This window comes from Pseudochelatococcus lubricantis, from assembly GCF_042432495.1.
Lineage (GTDB): Bacteria > Pseudomonadota > Alphaproteobacteria > Rhizobiales > Beijerinckiaceae > Pseudochelatococcus > Pseudochelatococcus lubricantis.
Map to the genome: position 1 here is coordinate 1397384 of NZ_JBHLXC010000002.1, position 18269 is coordinate 1415652.

Consider the following 18269-nt stretch of genomic DNA (forward strand, 5'->3'; position numbering starts at 1 on the left):
CGTCGCCATCCCGTATATCCCGCCAATGCACGCTCCCGTGAAGCGGACAGGGCTTCCGGGTAAAGATGTTGCTCAATAAACTCTCCAGACCGGGCAGCCTCCGGCGCACCCTGATCGATCAGAGTTCGCTCAAACTCAAAAATCTGCAAGCTGCCCCGCTTCAATACAAACAGGATGGATTTTAGCCCTGCTTTTTCTCGCCGATGCGCGGCTCCGTCTTCGTGGCAAGGCGTGCGATATTGCCACGATGCTTGTACCACAGAAGCGCGCCCAGGATGCAGTAAAGCACCGCAACCTTGCCCTGGCCTGTCTCCCACAGCACGACCGGCGTCGCCGCGCTGGCGGCGAGCGCGGCGAGGGACGAATAGCGATAGATCAGTGCCGTGATCAGCCAGATCGCCGCGAAGGCTAGCGCGGCAACGGGCGCGAGGCCGACAAGACAACCGATGAACGTCGCGACGCCCTTCCCGCCCCTGAACTGCAGCCAGACGGGAAATAGATGCCCGAGGAACGCGCCGAGCGCCGCATAGAGCGCGACGTCGCGTCCCGCGAAATCCTCGACGAGGATGACGGCGAGTGCGCCCTTCAGCATGTCGCCGAGCAGTGTCGCCGCCGCGAGTGCCTTGTTGCCGGTGCGCAGCACATTGGTGGCGCCGATGTTGCCGGAGCCGATCTGGCGGATGTCGCCGAGGCCGGCGAACCGCGTCAGCAGCAGGCCGAACGGGATCGAGCCCAGAACGTAGCCGAACAGCAGGGCAAGGACGCCCTGCGGCCAGAATTGCGCCAGCACTTCTTCCATGGGCGTCCCCGGTTATTGTTCGTCGTATGCGTACACGAGCCGGCCGGCGATGAAGGTCTTCAGCACGCGCCCGGTGAGCCGGGCCTCGTCGAACGGCGAGTTCTTGCTTTTCGAGTGCAGCTTCAGCTTGTCGACGACATAGGGGAAGTCGATGTCAACGATGATGAGATCCGCCGGCTTTCCGGCCGAGAGCTGCCCGCCCGGCACGCCGATGAGCTGCGCGGGACGGGTCGAGAGCGCATGAAGAAGGCGCGGCAGCGTCACCTGCCCCGCTTCCACCAGCCGCAGGCCGGCGGAAAGCAGCGTCTCCAGGCCCAGCGCGCCGTTGGCGGCTTCCGAGAACGGCAGGCGCTTGGTCTCGACGTCCTGCGGGTTGTGGTCGGAAACGATGACGTCGATCACACCCTCCGCCAGCGCCGCTATCACCGCCTGCCGGTCGTCCTCGTCGCGCAGCGGCGGCGACAGGCGCAGGAAGGTGCGGTAGTCGCCAATGTCGATTTCATTCAGCGTCAGGTTGTTGATCGACACGCCGCAGGTGGCCTTGAGGCCGCTGTCCTTGGCACGGCGCACGATCTCCACCGAGTCCGCGCAGGAGACGAGCGCGGCGTGGTAGCGCGCGCCGGTGAGCCGCGCGAGGCGGATGTCACGCTCCAGCACGACGGTTTCCGCCTCGCGCGGGATGCCGTGCAGGCCGAGCAGGCTCGCCCGCGCGCCCTCGTTCATCACGCCGTCTCCGACGAGATCGGGGTCCTCGACGTGGTTGATGATCAGCGCATCGAAATCGCGCGCATAGGTCATGGCGCGGCGCAGCACCTGCGCATTGGTGACGGCGCGCGTGCCGTCGGTGAACGCCACCGCGCCGGCTTCCTGCAGCAGGCCGATTTCCGTCAGTTCCCGCCCTGCGAGTTCCTTGGTGAGCGCCGCCGCCGGGTGAACATGCACGATGGCCGTGTCGCGCGCGCGGCGCAGCACGAAGTCGACGATGGCCGGTTCGTCGATCGGCGGGTTCGTCTCGGGCATGCAGACGACGGTGGTCACGCCGCCCGCCGCCGCGGCCTCGCTCGCCGTCTTCAGCGTCTCGCGGTGCTCGGCGCCGGGTTCGCCGACGAAGGCGCGCAGGTCGACGAGACCGGGCGCGAGCACATGGCCGCCGCAATCGTGCTCCTGCGTGCCGTCTGGCCCGCTGCCCGCCACGAGATGCGGCCCGACATCGACGATGAGGCCGGCGCGCACCAGCACGCCGCCACGCTCGTCGCGCTCCGTCGCCGGGTCGACGATGCGGGCGTTGTGGAAGAGTTGCGGGGGAAGAAACGCGCTCATCGATGCCCCCCATCGTTCGGAAGATGTTGCGCGAGCGCCTCCAGCACAGCCATGCGCACGGCGACGCCCATTTCCACCTGCTCGCGGATCAGCGACCGGGCGCCGTCCGCCACACCCGAATCGATCTCCACGCCCCGGTTCATCGGCCCCGGATGCATCACCAGCGCGTCGGGCTTCGCCCAGGATAGCTTTTCCGCATCGAGCCCGTAAAAGCGGAAGTACTCCTTCACCGACGGCACGAACGAGCCGTTCATGCGCTCGCGTTGCAGACGCAACATCATAACGATATCAGCGTCTTGCAAGCCTTTCCTCATGTTGGTGAAGGTTTCGACGCCGAATTGCTCGATACCTTCCGGCAGCAGCGTGGACGGCCCCACGCAGCGCACGCGCGCGCCAAGGGCCTGCAGCAGGATGATGTTGGAGCGCGCCACGCGCGAATGCAGCACGTCGCCGCAAATGGCGACTGTCAGCCCCTCGATCCGGCCCTTGTTGCGGCGGATGGTGAGCGCGTCGAGCAACGCCTGCGTCGGATGCTCGTGCGCGCCGTCGCCGGCGTTGATCACCGAGCAGTCGACCTTGCGCGCCAGCAGATGCACCGCGCCCGCCGCGTGGTGGCGCACGACGATGATGTCCGGCCGCATGGCGTTCAGCGTCATGGCGGTGTCGATCAGCGTCTCGCCCTTCTTCACGGAGGAGGAGGCGACCGACATGTTCATGACGTCCGCGCCGAGGCGTTTGCCCGCCAGCTCGAATGACGATTGCGTCCGCGTGGAGGGCTCGAAGAACAGGTTGATCTGCGTGCGGCCTCGCAGGGTCGCGCGCTTCTTCTCGACCTGACGGCTGACCTCGACGGCCTTGTCGGCCAGTTCGAGAAGGGTCTCGATGTCAGGCCGGGACAATCCCTCGATGCCAAGCAGGTGGCGATGGGGAAACAGGAATGTTTGGTGCTCGCTCATTCTGAAGGCATCGCTATAGAGCATTCGCGCCCGGTTGGAAATCGCCCTGCGGGGGCTGCGCCGCACGCAATATGCACTTTCCAGAATTTTTTTGTGTGACTTTGCGGCGCACGTTTCGTGCGCAATCGCCGTATAAAATGATATGTCATTATGTTATCAAGGAGTTATATGAATAAGTGGATGTATTGATTTAGAGTGCCGGACGTTCCGATGGAATCAGACCGTGCGCTCCACGCCACGTTTAACATTTTACCGCAACTTGCCTTCAATTCGATGGATCGACTTGAATGAAAACTGCCATAGATCAGATCGGCCCCAGAAGCGCCTCGAACACGCCGCGCACCTTTTCGCGCGTTTCGCCGAGGTGCAGCGCCAGCACCCTGGCATCGGGCACGCCCACGGCGCTGGCGATGCGGGCGACCACGGCGGGAGAGACCTTCTCTGGATCGAACCGGCCTTCCACCGTCAGCCGCTGCCACTGGAAGACGTCCGACAGCAGCCGGTAGGCGGCGCGCAGCGTCTCTGCCGCCTCGGTGGCCAGAAGGCCAAGGCTGCCGGCCACGTCGAACACCCGCGCCGTCCCGACGTCCGCGACAAGTTCCGCATGATCGGCGGCATGCGCCAGCACTAGATACTGGGCGATGAATTCAAGGTCGAACAGCCCGCCCCGTGCGAGCTTCATGTCCCAGCCGTCGGCGTCGCCCTTCTCGGAGGCGATCAGCGCGCGCATGTCGCGCACTTCCTTCGCCAGTGCCAGCCGGTCGCGCGGCCGGCGCAGGATGGCGCGAACGCCGGCGCTGACCTCCGCCGCGAGGCTTTCGTCGCCCGCGATCACCCGCGCGCGCGTCAGCGCCATCTGCTCCCAGATTTCGGCGTGGCTGGTGTAATAGTCCGGAAAGCCCCGGAACTGCGACGCCACCGGCCCCTGGCTGCCGGAAGGGCGCAGGCGCATGTCCACCTCATAGAGGCGGCCGCGCCGGGTCGGCACCGTGAGCGCGCTGACGAGCCGCTGGGTGAGTCGGGCGTGATAGACCGTCGCGTCCAGCGGCCGCACGCCGTCGCTGCGGTTGCGGTCGGGATCGAAATCGTAGAGCGACACCAGATCGAGGTCGGAAGACGCCGTCATCTCGCGCGCGCCGAGGCGGCCGAAGCCGAGCACCACCATGCGCGCGCCCGGCACGGCGCCGTGCTCGGCGGCGAAGGCCTCGCGCACCTTGTCGAGCGTCACGGCCACGAGCGATTCGGCAATGGCCGCATAAGCCTCGCCCGCGCGTTCGGGCGGAATGATGCCGGAGATGAGGCGCGCGCCGGTGAGGAACGTTTCCTGCCGTGCGGCGTCGCGCGCCTTGTCGAGAAATTCCTCGAACGCGCCCTGTCCGTCGCCCGGCAGCGCAACGAGGCTGCGCACGCGCTCGCCCACCGTGCGCGAATCCACGGCGGCGGAAAAGAACATGGGATCGATCACCGCATCCAGCACATGCGGGCTTTGCGCCACCACATCCGTGAGGCGTGGAGCGGAACCGAGCAGATCGGCGAACAGCGCGAGCAGACGGTCGTTCGAGCGCAGGATCGATAACAACTCGACGACAGCCGGAATGCGCCCGAAAGCCTCGTCGAGCGCGGCCAGTGCCGCGTCCGGCGCGGCGGTGCGGCCAAGCGCGGTCAGCAGCGCCGGCGTGATCTCCGTCAGCACCTCGCGCGCGCGGGCGGTGGTGAATGCCTTGCGCCGCCCGAAGTGCCAGCCGCGCACCGTCTCCGCCACCCGCGCCGGATCGCGGAAGCCGAGCCGCTGCAGCGTTTGCATGGTTTCGGGGTCGTCCTCCGTGCCGGTGAACACGAGGCTTCCCGCCTCCGCCGCCAGCTCCGGCCCTTCCTCGAACAACAGCGCATAATGTTCCTGCACCACGAGGGCATGGCGCGTGAGTTCGGCTGAGAAGTCGGCGAGCGTCGCGAAACCGCAGAAGCGGGCGAAGCTCTCAAGTGACTGCGGATCGATGGGCAGGCGCTGCGTCTGCTCGTCCGCCACCATTTGCAGGCGGTGCTCGACGGTGCGCAGGAAGATGTAGGCGGCGGTCAGGTCGTCCCGCGCGGAAGCCGTGATCCAGCCGTCCTCGACAAGCGCCCCGAGCATGTCGAGCGTGCGCCGTCCTCTTAATGTTGTACGTCTTCCACCAAACACAAGCTGTTGTGTCTGAACGAAAAACTCGATCTCACGGATGCCGCCGCGACCGAGCTTGATATCGTGGCCCGCCACCGCGATCTCGCTATGGCCGCGCACGGCGTGGATCTGACGCTTCATCGCGTGGATGTCGGCGATGGTGGCGAAATCGAAGTACTTGCGCCAGATGAACGGCCGCAACTCATCGAGAAAATGTTGGCCGAGCGCGATGTCGCCGGCAATGGCGCGGGCCTTGATGAAGGCGGCGCGCTCCCAGTTCTGCCCCACGGTCTCGTAATAGGAGAAGGCCGTGGGCAGCGCCACGGCTGGCGCGGTGGAGCCAGGATCGGGCCGCAGCCGCAGGTCGACGCGGAACACGTAGCCGTCGCCCGTGCGCTCCTGCAGCAGCTTCACCAGATCGCGCGCCAGCCGCACGAAAAAGGACGGCGGATCGGCGCGCCCCACGACCGGCGCATCGGGATCGTAGAACAGCACGATGTCGATGTCGCTGGAATAGTTAAGTTCGCCCGCCCCGTGCTTGCCGAGCGCCAGCACGGCGAGGCCCGATCCCGTCTCCGGATCGGCCGGGTCGGGCGGATTGAAGCGCCCGGTCTCTGCCGCCTGTTTCAGCAGGAAGCGGATGGCGCTGCCCACTGCCGCATCCGCGAAGGCGGAGAGCGAGGCGATGACGGCCTCAAGGCCCCACGCGCCGCCGAGATCGGCGAGCGCCACGAGCAACGCATGCTCGGCGCGGGCCCTGCGCAGGTCGCGCATCAGGGCCGCCGCGTCGGCGGCATGGCGCCAGGCATTCGCGGTTTCGTCGAGGATGCGGGCGCGGCTTTCCCCGACGCCGGTATCGAGCAGGTGTTCGAGCCGCGCCGCATCGCCCGCCGCGAGCCGCCACAGGAAAGGCGAGTGTTCCGCGAGCGCGGCGACGAGCGTCTGCACGAGGGCCCGCCAGCCGGAGGTGCCCGGTATCTCCGCGAGCGCCGCGGCGGCGGCCTCCGGCTTCGCGAGGACGGGCGCGCGCGTGATGCGCTCCCGCAGCGGCCGTGGGTCCGCTTCCCGATCGGTTGGGCCTGCGATGGTCACGCGGTCGCCTCCTGTTCCGGCGACAGCGGCAGCGTCATCACCACGCGCAGACCGGGGGCGTTGTCCTCCAGGCTGAGGGTTCCCCCGTGCATGCGGACGACGGCGGCGACGAGACTGAGCCCCAGCCCGAACCCCGGCTTGGTGCGTGACGATTCGAGACGCGCGAAGCGCTCCAGCGCCCGGGCGCGGTCGGATTCGGGAATGCCGGGACCGTGATCCGCGACGCTGATGACCGCCATTTCCCGCCCGCCTCCGTCGTGTTCGCGCCGCGCCGTGATCGCGATATGGGCATCATCCACGTCCTCGGGCAAGCCGTATTTCAGCGCGTTATCGATCAGGTTGGCAAGCGCCTGCCCCACCAGTTCGCGGTTTCCGTTCACAGGCAAGGTGAGATCGGGGGCGATATCGATGGTGACGGGCGCATGCGCCTCGTCCGCCGCAGCTTCGTAGAGTTCGGCGACGGAGCGGGCCGTTTCCGCCGCATCGAAGGGCGCGGCCGCCGGCGCGGCGTCGCCGGCCTCAAGCCGTGCGATGGTCAGCAGCGCGTTGAATACGCGGATGAGGTTGTCCGATTCCTCAATCGTGGTGTCGAGCGCGCGGGCATATTCTTCCGGCGTCGTCGCCGTACGCAGCGCCTCCTCGGCCCGGTTGCGCAGCCGGGTGAGCGGCGTCTTCAGGTCGTGGGCGATGTTGTCCGAGACTTCCTTCATGCCGGTCATCAGTTCGCCGATCCGGTCGAGCATGGCGTTGAGGTTGAGCGCCAGCCGGTCGAGTTCGTCGCCGTTGCCCGCCACCGCGAGCCGCCCGCCGAGATCGCCCGCCATGATGGTGCGCGTGGTCTCCGTCATGGCATCGACGCGCTTCAGTACCCGGCGCGTGATGAACCAGCCACCGAGACAGGCCAGCACCGTCACGAGCCCGAGCGACAGGAGCAGCGCCTCGCGGATCACCTGGTCGAGCCGCTCCCGCTCGCCCACGTCCCGCCCTACCAGCATGCGGAAGCCGCCGGGCAGGACGAACACATGCGCCATCGCCTCGCGCGCATGCGCTTCCGTACCGTCGCCGGGGCTGTAGAAGGTCTCGTGCACGCCGGGCCGGTCGAGGATGTCGAGCGGCACCGAATCGACATTGCCGGTCAGGTATTCGCCGGCGAATGTCGTGACCAGATAGAGCGAGGCGCCAGGTTCGCGCGCGCGCCGGTCGATGATGCTGACGAGGCGGCGGATGCCGCCGACGCGGTACTGCTCCTCCAGCCCCCGGATTTCCGCCGCGATGGTGTCGCGGATCTGGTTGTCGATCACCTGGCGCGTGTTCCACGCCACGTAGCCGATGATGAAGCCAGCGAACAGCACGAACACCAGCAGATACATCGCAGAGAGCTTGAAGGCCGTCGTGCGGAAAAGCTTACCGAGCGCCGTCACGGATCATGTACCCCGCGCCTCGCACCGTGTGAATGAGCGCCGTTTCGTGGCCCTTGTCGATCTTGGCCCGCAGCCGCGACACATGCACGTCGATGACGTTCGTCTGCGGGTCGAAATGGTAGTCCCACACGTTCTCCAGCAGCATGGTGCGCGTCACCACCTGTCCGGCGTTGCGCATCAGGTATTCGAGCAGACGGAACTCGCGCGGCTGCAGCACGATCTCCTCATCCGCGCGCGTCACCTTGTGCGAGAGGCGGTCGAGTTCCAGATCGCCGACCCGGTAGACGGTCTGCTCGCTCGCCTGCCCCACGCGCCGGCGCGCCAGCGCCTCGACGCGCGCCAGAAGTTCCGAAAAGGCAAAGGGCTTGGCGAGATAGTCGTCGCCGCCGGCGCGCAACCCTTTCACCCGATCGTCGACCTGGCCGAGCGCCGACAGGATGAGCACGGGCGTTTCGATGCCCTGTTCGCGCAGGGACCGGATGACGGACAGGCCGTCGAGCTTCGGCAGCATGCGGTCGACGACGAGCACGTCATAATCGCCCTCGCTCGCCTGGGCATAGCCGTCCAGCCCGTCGGGCGCGTGGTCGGCCACGTGGCCGGCCTCCCGCAGCGCCTTGACAATGAAAGCGGCTGCGTCCGCGTCATCTTCGATCACCAGAATCTTCATGGGCACAAGAATATCCTCCCTCCTTCCAAAGAAAAGCGGCTGCGTCCGCTTGGCGGATCAGACGCAGCCGCTGGCTGATTTTTGCTGGGGATAGAGCGTCCCGCCGGTCTGGATCAGCCAGCCGGCCGGGACGCGAGAGGCGTCAGTTGCCGATGGGCAGCGCGATGAAGCGGGTGCCTTCCTGCGCCTGCACGCGGAACAGGACGGCCTTCTTGCCCTCCTTGCGCACGGCTGCGACGGCCTTGCGCACGTCGGCGGGCGATTCGACCTTCTGTCCCGAGACCTCGATGATCACGTCGCCCGTCTTGAAGCCGCGCTCGTCGGCAACGCTGTTGGGCTCAACGCCGACGACCACGACGCCTTCCTTGCCCGCGCCGCCGACGCTGCCGGCGGGCGCAAGCCGCAGGCCGAGGCTGCCGCCTTCGTTCTCCTCACCGGCGGATGCGGACTGCGGATCATCGGGCAGCGCGGTGAGCTTCACCTCGATGGCGCGCTGCTTGCCGTCGCGCCACACGTCCAGCTTCACCGTGGTATCCGGGTTGAAGCCCGCGATCTCGCGGGAGAGTTCGCGCGCGTCCTTCACCGTCTTGCCGTTGACGGCGGTGATGGCATCGCCCGTCTTGATGCCGGCCTTGTCCGCGGGGCTGCCGCTCTCGACGCGGGCCACGATGGCGCCTTCCGCCTTGTCGAGGCCGAGGCTCGACGCGATGTCCTGCGTCACCGGCTGGATCTGCACACCGAGGAAGCCGCGGCGCACGGTGCCGTGATCGCGGATCTCGCCCACCACCTTCTGCACGGTCTCGGCCGGAATGGCGAAGGCGATGCCCACGCTGCCGCCCGAGGGCGAGGCGATGGCCGTGTTCACACCGACCACGTTGCCGGCGAGATCGAAGGCGGGGCCGCCCGAGTTGCCCTTGTTGACCGAGGCGTCGATCTGGAGGAAATCGTCATAGGGGCCGGCGCCGATGTCGCGGCCGCGTGCCGAGACGATGCCCGCCGTCACCGTGCCGCCGAGGCCGAACGGATTGCCCACGGCCAGCACCCAGTCACCCACGCGCGGCAGAGTGGCGGCGAAGGGCACGAACGGATACGGCCCCTTCGCGTCGACCTTCAGCAGCGCGATGTCGGTGCGCGGGTCGGTGCCGATCACCTTGGCGTCCAGGGTCTTGCCGTCATCCGTGCGCACCTCGACCTCGGTGCTCTTCTCGACGACGTGGTTGTTGGTGACGATGTAGCCGTCTTCCGAAATGAAGAAGCCGGAGCCCTGCGCCTCGCCGAAGCGGCGCGGGGCGCCGCGCCGGCCCGGACCCTGCTGGCGCTGGTCCGGCGCGCCGAAGCGGCGGAAGAATTCCTCGAACGGGCTGCCGGGCGGGAAGCCGAACTGCTGCAGCGAGGGACCGTCATCCTGCTCGTCGACGGCGATCTTCACCCGCACCGAGACGACGGCGGGCTTCACCTTGTCGACCAGATCGGCGAAGGATGCCTGCCCGGGCACGACGACGGGCGCGGCGGGCGAGGTCGTGCCCTGCGCGTGGGCGGCGGGGGGCGGCGCCAGCGTCAGATTGGCGACCGTGCCGGCACCGGCAAGGGCGGCAAGCGCCACGGCGCCAAGCAGCATCGAACGGCGGCGGCGGCGCGGGGAGGACGTGTTGAGATCGGACATGAACTTCTCTCCTGAAAACCTGTGTGGGCGGGATCGGACACCAGGAATCGGCTGCCTTGGGCCAATGGCTTCCGCTGGCGGATCGGCCGCTCGGGCCGCTTGCCGGAAGACCATGGTGCAGGCTGCCCCGCCAACTGTCGATGTCGAATATGGAGTGCCGACCCTTACGGCGACATCAACGTCGTATGAAATATTGTTAACGCGGGAAAACTCAATCCTTGCGGAGCAGCGCGTCGAGGCGCGTTTTTTCGTCGTCCGTCAGGGCGGGCGTTTCCCGGCGGCGATGCCGGCCGGCGCCGTGCACCAGCCCCGCGATCCCCAGCGCCAGCAAGGCGAAGGGGCCTAGCCACAGCAGCGCCGTGTGCAGGCCGAACACCGGGCGCAACAGCACGAACTCGCCATAACGGTCCACGACGAAATCCTTCACCGCCTGGTCGCTGTCGCCGGCCACGAGGCGGTCGCGCACGAGCAGACGCAGGTCGCGGGCGAGTGGCGCGTCCGAATCGTCGATGGATTCGTTCTGGCAGACAAGGCAGCGCAAGCCGGCGGAAATCCCGCGCGCCCGCTGTTCCAGCTGCGCGTCCGGCAGCACTTCGTCTGGCTGCACGGCGCGTGCGGGCAACGCGGCCAGGAACATACAGAGCAGGATGATGAACGCGCGCATTCGCCGCCCCTTCAGGATGTCGCCAGCGCGTCGGCCTGCCCGTCGCCCGGCTGTGCGCGCCGCGCCTTCGCCCGTGCCGGCGCGCCGATCCGCAGTTGCCGGTCCGTCAGCGACAGCCCGCCGCCGAACGCGGTGACCAGCGTGCCGATCCAGATGAGCAGCACGAACGGCTTCCAGTAGAGCCGCACGCCGATGCCACCCGCCGGATCCTCCTCCCCCAGCCCGACGTAGAGCTGGCCGAGGCCGCGCGTCATCAGTCCGGCTTCGGTCGTCGCCATGCCGCGCGGCGTGTAGAGCCGCTTTTCCGCTTCCAGCGTTCCCGTCGGCACGCCGCCCCGGAACACCGAGAAGCGGGCGACGTTCGCCCGGTAGGTGGGGGCAGTGTAAGGTGTCACGCCGTCGAGGCGTAGTGCGTAATGCCCGGCCGAGATCGTTTCGCCCGGCTTGACCACCGCCAGCGATTCCACCCCCCATGCAGTCGCCGCGATGCCGAGCACGGTGACGCCGATGCCCGCGTGGGCGATTGCCGTGCCCCACGCGGAGCGGGGAAGGCCCCTCGCCCGGCGCCATGCCGTCGACAGCGGCATGCCGCGCGACCACGAGCGGGTAACGATCTCCGACAGCGAGCCGAACAGAGCGAAGAAGCCGAGCCCCACGCCTAACAGCGCCAGCACCGGCCCGCCGCGTGTGACGGCGAGCACCACGAGCGCCAGCGCGAGCGCGAGCGCGAAGGCCGCCATCAGCCGTTGCGCCGCGCCGAGCAGGTTGCCGCGCTTCCAGGCGAGCGTCTGCCCCAGCGGCATGATGGCGATCAGCGGCATTGCGATCGGCAGGAAGGTCATCTCGAAATAGGGCGGCCCGACGGAAATCTTGCCGCCGGTCAACCCCTCCAGCGCCAGCGGATAGAGCGTGCCGATGAATACCGTGGCGCAGGCCGTCGAGAGCAGCAGGTTGTTCAGCACCAGCGCCCCCTCGCGCGAGACGGGCGCGAAGATGCCGCCCTGTCGCAGCATGGGTGCGCGCCACGCGAAAAGCGCCAGCGAGCCGCCGATGAAAATCATCAGGATGATGAGGATGAAGGTGCCTCTTTCGGGATCGGTCGCGAAGGCATGTACCGAGGTCAGCACGCCCGAGCGCACGAGGAAGGTGCCGATCAGCGACAGCGAGAACGTCAGGATGGCGAGTAGTATCGTCCACACCTTCAGCGCGTCGCGCTTCTCCATCACCACCGTGGAATGGATCAGCGCCGTGCCCGCGAGCCACGGCATGAACGAGGCGTTCTCGACCGGGTCCCAGAACCACCAGCCGCCCCAGCCGAGTTCGTAGTAGGCCCAGTAGGAGCCCATCGAGATGCCGAGCGTGAGGAACACCCACGCCGTCAGCGTCCACGGGCGCACGGCGCGCGCCCATACCGCATCGATCCGCCCGTCGATGAGGGCGGCGATGGCGAAGGCGAACGAGATCGAGAAGCCGACATAGCCGAGATAGAGCAGCGGCGGATGAACGGCGAGACCGACGTCCTGCAGCAGCGGGTTGAGGTCGCGCCCCTCGAACGGCGCCGGAACGGCGCGCGCGAACGGATTCGACGTGAACAGGATGAACAGCAGGAAGGCAATCGTCACTGACGCCTGCACGGAGAGCGTGAGCGCCTTCAACCTTTCCGGCAGGCTGTTGCGCGTCAGCGCCACCACGCCGCCGAACAGCGTGAGGATGCACACCCACAGCAGCATCGAGCCTTCGTGGTTTCCCCACACGCCGCTGATCTTGTAGAGGAACGGCTTCATCGAGTGGGAGTTCTCGACGACGTTGACGACCGAGAAGTCCGAAACGATGTAGGCGGAGGTAAGTGCCGCAAAGGCGATGGCGATCGCCGCGAAGGCGCCCAGCGCGGCCGGCGCCGCGACAGCCATCAGCGCGGGATCGCGGACGCGCGCGCCCCAGAACGGCAGCACGCACTGCACCACCGACAGGCCCAGCGCCAGCGTCAGCGCGTAGTGTCCGATCTCGACGATCATTCCATCCTCAGCGTCTGGCGTGGCGCCGCTTTATTGCGTGACGGTCGCGGCATCTCCGCCGCTTTCCGCATGTTGCCAGAGGCCCTTTTCCTTCAGGGCGTCCGCGACTTCGCGGGGCATGTAGTTCTCGTCGTGCTTGGCGAGCACGCTGTCGGCGGCGAAACTCCCGTCGGGCGCGAGCACGCCTTCCGTCACGACGCCCTGCCCCTCGCGGAACAGGTCCGGCAGCAGTCCCGTGTAGCGCACGGCGATGTCGCCCGCGCCGTCTGTCACGACGAAATGAATGGTCTGCCCGCCCGGCCGCGCGATCGAGCCTTCCTTGACGAGGCCGCCGAGACGCATGCGCGTGCCGGGCGCGATGTTCATGGCGGTGATGTCGGCGGGCGAGCGGAAGAAGACGATGGTGTCGCGCATGGCGAACAGCACGAGCCCCAGCGCCGTGCCGAGCACCGCAAGGCCTCCCGCGATCAGCGTCAACCGGCGCTGCTTCCTCGTCATGGTTCACCCTCCGTCTTGCGTTCCTCCGCCGGCGGGGCGGCCGATTCTCTTTCAATATGCAGTTCGCCGGCGAGCGTATCGAGGCGGCGCAGCGCCGCATCGTCGCCCGCGAGCCTTTCGCGCGCGGACGCCAGCGCCTTTGCTGCCTCGGTCCTGTCGCCGAGCACCGCGTAGGATCGTATCAGGCGCAACCATTCGTCAAGGCCGACTTCTCCGGCAGCCGCGCGGGCGGCGAGTTGCGCCACCATGCCGCGGATGGCCTGCATGCGATCTTCCGGCGCCATGCCGGCGATGGCCTGCCCGGCCTCGCTCCGTGCGGGGTCGGCGAGCGCCGCGATGCGGGCCTCGACCGCCGGCCGCCAGGGCGCGTCCGCCGGGGCGGAGGCGAGCAGTTCGCGCAGGCGGGCGAGCGCGCCCGCCACGTCTCCGTCCTGCTCCGCGGCGAGCGCCAGATAAAAGCCGGCCTTCGCGTTGCCGGGCTCCGCCGCCAGCGCCTTGTCGAAAGCCGTCCGCGCCTCGGCGGAAACGACGCCGTCGCCGGCCATGACCATGGCTTCGCCGAGATTGGCGAGGCGCGTGCCGGACGCGCCGTTGAGCCGCAGCGCCTCTCCATAGGCGCGCACCGCGTCCTGAAAACGCCCCGCGCGCAGGTAGATGGGGGCGAGAACTTCCCAGCCGCGTCCGTCCTCCGGCTGGCGGGCGAGATGCCCTTCCACGCGCGCCACCGCCTCGTTGAGGTTGAGCGAGCGCGGATCGCCCTCCGCAAGGCGCTTCGAGAGGGGGGCGTCCGGAACGTCCGGCTGCCCCAGCGCGCCGTAAAGCGTCAGCGCCACCAGCGGAATGGCGGAAAGCGCGATCGCCGAGGCCGCGCGCCGGCGCCGCAGCGCGGGCTCGCCCTTCTGGTCGCCCTCCTGCGTTTGCTGGTCCATGGCGCGCAGCAGGCGCCTGCCCGCCTCCGTCCGGGCGGCCTCGCCCTCGGACTCCGGCAGCAGGCCACGCGCCACCTCACGCTCGATATCGGCGATCTGCTGGCGGAAGAATGCCTTGTCGTCAACGCGGCCACCGGCGGCCTGCTGCCGGCGCGACAGCGGCCACAGCACCAGCAGCACGGAGGCGCCTGTCATTAGAGCGAATACAAACCAGATCGTCATGCGCCTTCATATCATTGGCCCTGCCGCCTTGCTGATGACCCTCAGCGGCGACATATGGTCACGGGGTATCAGGGATAAGCGGCGTCGGGCGCGATAACAAGCGGCGCGTTCGGGGACGGGGCGTCGCCGCCAGCGCCCGCGGGCTGCCGGGCCGGCGGCTGTTCCTGCTGCATAAGCCTTTCCCGTTCCTGACGCTCCCGCTCCAGCCGCTGCTCCTGCTGCCGCTGCTGTTCCTGCCGTTCGCGCTCCAGGCGCTGCTGTTCCAGCCGCTCCTGCTCCTGCCGCGCGCGCTCCTGCCGGGCCAGGCGCGCCTGCTCCACGCGCTGACGTGCCTCCGCCTCAAGCCGCTCGATGCGGTCGAGTTCGCGGGTCAGCCCGATGGCGGCGAGGGCATTGGCTGTGCTGCCGGCATCGATGCTGCGTTTCAGGCCGGCGAGTGGACCGCGCCAGGCGATGACGGCCTGCGGCGGTGTGCCCGTCCAGTCCTTCGGTGCGGTTGTCGCGGTGAGGTTCGCGCGCGCGTCGAGCGTCAGCGTGGCGAGATCGAGCGTGCCGTTGATGCCCGCCTTCGCTTGCGCCGCCTCCAGCGCCAGCGGGCCGAAGCGCACCGCCCCGCCCGCGACGGTGAGCGGAAAGGTCAGGTTCCGGATCGGCCATGCGGCTTTATCGAGCTCCGTGCCCAGACGGCCGGTCAGGCGCCCTATGTCGGCATCGATGGGCGCTTCGGCGTCGCCCGATCCGAGCCACTCGGGAACGAGACGCGCCAACGCCGACGGATCGAGGCGTGGCAAGGCGGCATCGCCGACCTTGATCTCGCCGCCGCCGGCAAGGTTGACCACGAGGCCGGCCGGGCTTTCCGCCGACGAACCGACGTCTAGGCGGCCGCTGAGGCGACCCGCCAGGGTGTCGCCGGTCAGCTGCGCAATGTCGGCCCCCTCGACGGCGAGGGCGGCGCGGAAATTCGCCAGCGTGCCGAAGCGGCGCAGCAGGATGTCCGCCCGCGCTGTCCCGCCGCCCGGCAGCGTGCCGGCGACTTCCTGAAGGCCGACTGTGTCCGGCGAGAGATCGAGCAGCAGCGAGACGCCGGTCAGCGCGAGCGCGGGAGCGACGGCCAGCCGTTCCGTCCGCACCCTGATCTTGCCGGCGAAGCCGGGACCCGTGGCCTGAAAACGCTCGGCGGACCACAGGCGCCCCTGCGCCGGGCGAATCTGCGGGCCGAAGGAAAGCGCCAGAAGGTCCGTGAGCGATAATTGAGCGATGGCGAGTTCCCCGGCGATCTCACCGTCGGCGACGGCAAGCCTGCCGGCGATCTTGTCGTCCCCGAGTGTACCGCGCAGGTCGTCGAGGCGCAGTTCGCCCGCCCGCCAGTTCACGTTTCCGGCGAGGCTCGCCGGCGCCCCGCCGGAGAGGCCGGGCAGCGGATGGCCTATCAGGGCCGCGAAGGCAGCCGTATCGTCGCTGGCAGCTGTCAGTGTGCCGGTGAGTGCCGCCTCGCCGCCCTCGTCCCGCCACGTGCCGGAAACCGCTGCCCGGCTTGTGCCCAAATCCAGCGCCGCCTCGCCTTCCAGGCGGGAAAAGGAATTGCCGCGCGCATCGAGTCTGACGACCGCCTTTTCCTTGCGCTCGCTGGCGCGGACGGTGCCGCCGGCAATGCCAGTGCGGCGCAGCAGGCCCTTCGCGTCAGGCGCCGTCAGCGTTGCCGCGATCACGGCGCGGTCGTTGTCCGCGCCAGCGGGGTCGCTGGTGACATGGGCGTCGATGTCCATATCACCGGCGCGGCCCCTGAGCACGGCGACCAGGGGACGGCCGGCACCGGGCCGCGCGACGGTGGCGTCGAGCGCCAGCGGCCCCGCGAAGGGCACCGCGCGCGTCAGCGCCGCCCGCCATGTCCCGGGCAGGAAGCTGCGCGCGACTTCCACCACGCTTTCCGGCTTCTGCGCGTTCAGTTTCGCCACCACGCGGCCACCGTCGTCGTCGAGATGGCCGGAGGCGGAAAACGTTGCGCCCGCGGGATCGCGGATTTCGAAGCGCTCGATGCTGATGCCGGCGGAAGAGGTCTCGAATCGCGCGCGCAGCCGTCTGTCCGGCGAGGCTGCCTCGTCGCCCAGCCGCAGCCCCGTTGCCTCGATGGAGACGCCGAGATCGGTGCCCGCCTGCACGAGCGAGGCGGGATCGAAAGATGGCAGGGCAGAGAGATCGAGCCCCGTTGCGGAAAGCTGCGCATCGATGCGCCCGCGCAACTCTCCTCGCGCAGCCGTCTGGCGCAGCGAGCCCGCCACCGTCGTCCGTCCCGCGGCCAATTTGAAACCGTGTACGGCGATATCGTCCGCCGTGGCGTCGACCTGCCCGGCGAAGGTCAGCCCCGGCCATTGCAGCAGCGGCGCTGTCAGGCGCTCTGGCGCGCCGAGTTCGTGCAGCGCGCCCGCAAGCCGCAGCGTGTCGCCGCCGGTGAGGTCGACCCGGCCGGAGAAGGCGGGCCGGGCGCTCCATGCCGCGACGCCGTTCGCCCCGAGCGTGCCGCCGCCCGGCAGCGTCAGCGCGAGGTGGGAAATGGCGATTCGCAGGCCGTCGGCCTCCCGTTCCGTCTTCAGGTCGATGGACACGGGCCCGGCCTCGATGCCCGAAAGCGCGACGCTGCCCACCGAGAGGGAGACGTCGGCCGGCATGTCCGCAAGACCGCCCGTGACGAGGCGTGCGCGCAGCGAGTCCAGCACACGCCGGCTGCCGGTGTCCGCTTGGCCTGCGATAACGGGAAGCAGCGGCGTGATGTCGATGCGCCGGCTGGTCAGCGCCAGTTCCAGCAGCGGCTTGCCGCCCTTCAGCAGCGGGCTGACGTCGAACGCCGCCTCGCCGCCGAGCGCCAGCGCGCCGTTCCCGTCGCCGGTCCGCAGTGTGACGTCCTTCGCGGCGATGCGCCAGCCTTCGCTGCCGATGATCGCGGCGAGGGTGAGGCTGACGGTTTCCGGCGCGGCGCCGTCGGCAGGCGGCGCTACCGGGATCTCGGGCAACGGCACGGAGGCGGCGATTCGTCCCGATAGCGCGGGAATGGCGCCGGGCAGCAGATGGCCGTCGAACTCGCCCTGCGTTTCGCCCGCTTCGCCGACGCGCACCTTCATGCGGAGGCGGCCGTCGTTCTCGAACGCGCCGGTCGCCAGATGGACGGTATGGCCGGCAATCGTGCCGTCGACGCGCCAGGGTCCGGCGAACGTGGTTGCCTGGGCCGTGAAATCGATGGGACCGATATCGTGGCGCATGCCGCCCGCACCGGCATCGCCGACGATCCGCACGATACCGCCGTCGACGACGAGTCGGTCGATGCCCGCGTTCCTGAGCTGCAACAGCGGCGTGTCGGAAGCGGCCGGCAGGTGGAAGGCGCCCGCCGCGTCGACGCGCACGGAGACCGTCGGCCGCACGAGCCGCGCCTCGTTCACCCTGACCTTGCCGCCGAGCAGCGGCGGCGCCTCCAGCGAGACGTTGAGTGCCTCCGCGGTCAGGAACGGCGCCGCGCCGCCGAGGGCGACCCTGTCGAGCGCGAGGCGCGGGGTGGGCAGCAGCCGCACCGTGATCGCGCCTTCCGTATGCACCGGCACGCCGAACGCCTTGCCGAGGGCCGCCTCGACATCGCCGCGCCACGCCTGCCAGTCGACGGCATAGGGAACCGCCAGCGCGGCGCACAGCACAGCGACGATGAGAACGGCGACAACGGTGAATAGATCGCGCACCCTTTACCCGACCCGTGATTGACGGCGCTTGCCGTGCGTAAAGCGCAGACACGCGCGGGCAAAAACCGGAACAGACGAAGTATCGGCGAGCCAATGCAAGCCTGCCCGATGTCTAAGCGCGTCTAGACCCTGCGGCAACTGTT

12 protein-coding genes are annotated in these 18269 nt (G+C 68.7%); all 12 read right to left on the bottom strand.

The annotated features are described in order from the left end of the window. Positions 1-181 precede the first annotated feature (181 nt). Positions 182-799 (bottom strand): glycerol-3-phosphate 1-O-acyltransferase PlsY, encoded by a 618-nt coding sequence (gene plsY / locus ACFFJ7_RS09180; protein WP_166953090.1) that lies wholly within the window; start codon positions 797-799, stop codon positions 182-184. Between the two features lie 12 nt (positions 800-811). Next, positions 812-2119 carry a dihydroorotase gene (locus ACFFJ7_RS09185; RefSeq protein WP_377591905.1) on the bottom strand — a complete coding sequence of 436 codons (1308 nt, stop codon included), beginning with the start codon at positions 2117-2119 and terminating at the stop codon, positions 812-814. After that, positions 2116-3075, bottom strand: a complete 960-nt coding sequence (locus tag ACFFJ7_RS09190) for an aspartate carbamoyltransferase catalytic subunit (protein WP_166953094.1) — start codon at positions 3073-3075, stop codon at positions 2116-2118. Before ACFFJ7_RS09190 ends, ACFFJ7_RS09185 begins: the two co-directional genes overlap by 4 nt. A 304-nt stretch (positions 3076-3379) precedes the next feature. Continuing rightward, positions 3380-6325 (bottom strand): bifunctional [glutamine synthetase] adenylyltransferase/[glutamine synthetase]-adenylyl-L-tyrosine phosphorylase, encoded by a 2946-nt coding sequence (locus tag ACFFJ7_RS09195; RefSeq protein WP_377591908.1) that lies wholly within the window; start codon positions 6323-6325, stop codon positions 3380-3382. Then, positions 6322-7695 carry a sensor histidine kinase gene (locus ACFFJ7_RS09200; protein ID WP_377592120.1) on the bottom strand — a complete coding sequence of 458 codons (1374 nt, stop codon included), beginning with the start codon at positions 7693-7695 and terminating at the stop codon, positions 6322-6324. Before ACFFJ7_RS09200 ends, ACFFJ7_RS09195 begins: the two co-directional genes overlap by 4 nt. 34 nt (positions 7696-7729) lie before the next feature. Then, positions 7730-8413, bottom strand: a complete 684-nt coding sequence (locus ACFFJ7_RS09205) for a response regulator transcription factor (RefSeq protein ID WP_166953096.1) — start codon at positions 8411-8413, stop codon at positions 7730-7732. 142 nt (positions 8414-8555) lie between these two features. Beyond that, a complete protein-coding gene (locus ACFFJ7_RS09210; protein WP_166953098.1) occupies positions 8556-10076 on the bottom strand; it encodes a Do family serine endopeptidase in 1521 nt (506 codons plus the stop codon). Positions 10077-10287: 211 nt separating this feature from the next. Beyond that, positions 10288-10740, bottom strand: coding sequence for a cytochrome c-type biogenesis protein (locus ACFFJ7_RS09215; RefSeq protein ID WP_377591911.1), 453 nt, complete (start codon positions 10738-10740; stop codon positions 10288-10290). An 11-nt stretch (positions 10741-10751) separates the two neighbouring features. Next, on the bottom strand, positions 10752-12755 hold the full coding sequence (locus ACFFJ7_RS09220; protein WP_377591913.1) for a heme lyase CcmF/NrfE family subunit: 2004 nt from the start codon (positions 12753-12755) through the stop codon (positions 10752-10754). A gap of 30 nt (positions 12756-12785) precedes the next feature. After that, complete coding sequence (gene ccmE / locus ACFFJ7_RS09225) at positions 12786-13253, bottom strand: cytochrome c maturation protein CcmE (protein WP_166953104.1); 468 nt, start codon at positions 13251-13253, stop codon at positions 12786-12788. Beyond that, positions 13250-14404 carry a c-type cytochrome biogenesis protein CcmI gene (gene ccmI / locus ACFFJ7_RS09230; RefSeq protein WP_166953106.1) on the bottom strand — a complete coding sequence of 385 codons (1155 nt, stop codon included), beginning with the start codon at positions 14402-14404 and terminating at the stop codon, positions 13250-13252. The genes ccmE and ccmI overlap by 4 nt, the downstream gene beginning before the upstream one ends. Positions 14405-14472: 68 nt before the next feature. Beyond that, a complete protein-coding gene (locus ACFFJ7_RS09235) occupies positions 14473-18126 on the bottom strand; it encodes an AsmA family protein (RefSeq protein WP_377591915.1) in 3654 nt (1217 codons plus the stop codon). Positions 18127-18269 lie beyond the last annotated feature (143 nt).

Excerpts from the sequence above, each read along its gene's own strand:
- plsY (WP_166953090.1), bottom strand. The coding sequence starts at position 799 with ATGGAAGAAGTGCTGGCGCAATTCTGGCCGCAGGGCGTCCTTGCCCTG.
- ACFFJ7_RS09185 (WP_377591905.1), bottom strand. The coding sequence starts at position 2,119 with ATGAGCGCGTTTCTTCCCCCGCAACTCTTCCACAACGCCCGCATCGTC.
- ACFFJ7_RS09190 (WP_166953094.1), bottom strand. The coding sequence starts at position 3,075 with ATGAGCGAGCACCAAACATTCCTGTTTCCCCATCGCCACCTGCTTGGC.
- ACFFJ7_RS09200 (WP_377592120.1), bottom strand. The coding sequence starts at position 7,695 with ATGTATCTGCTGGTGTTCGTGCTGTTCGCTGGCTTCATCATCGGCTAC.
- ACFFJ7_RS09205 (WP_166953096.1), bottom strand. The coding sequence starts at position 8,413 with ATGAAGATTCTGGTGATCGAAGATGACGCGGACGCAGCCGCTTTCATT.
- ACFFJ7_RS09210 (WP_166953098.1), bottom strand. The coding sequence starts at position 10,076 with ATGTCCGATCTCAACACGTCCTCCCCGCGCCGCCGCCGCCGTTCGATG.
- ACFFJ7_RS09215 (WP_377591911.1), bottom strand. The coding sequence starts at position 10,740 with ATGCGCGCGTTCATCATCCTGCTCTGTATGTTCCTGGCCGCGTTGCCC.
- ACFFJ7_RS09220 (WP_377591913.1), bottom strand. The coding sequence starts at position 12,755 with ATGATCGTCGAGATCGGACACTACGCGCTGACGCTGGCGCTGGGCCTG.
- ccmE (WP_166953104.1), bottom strand. The coding sequence starts at position 13,253 with ATGACGAGGAAGCAGCGCCGGTTGACGCTGATCGCGGGAGGCCTTGCG.
- ccmI (WP_166953106.1), bottom strand. The coding sequence starts at position 14,404 with ATGACGATCTGGTTTGTATTCGCTCTAATGACAGGCGCCTCCGTGCTG.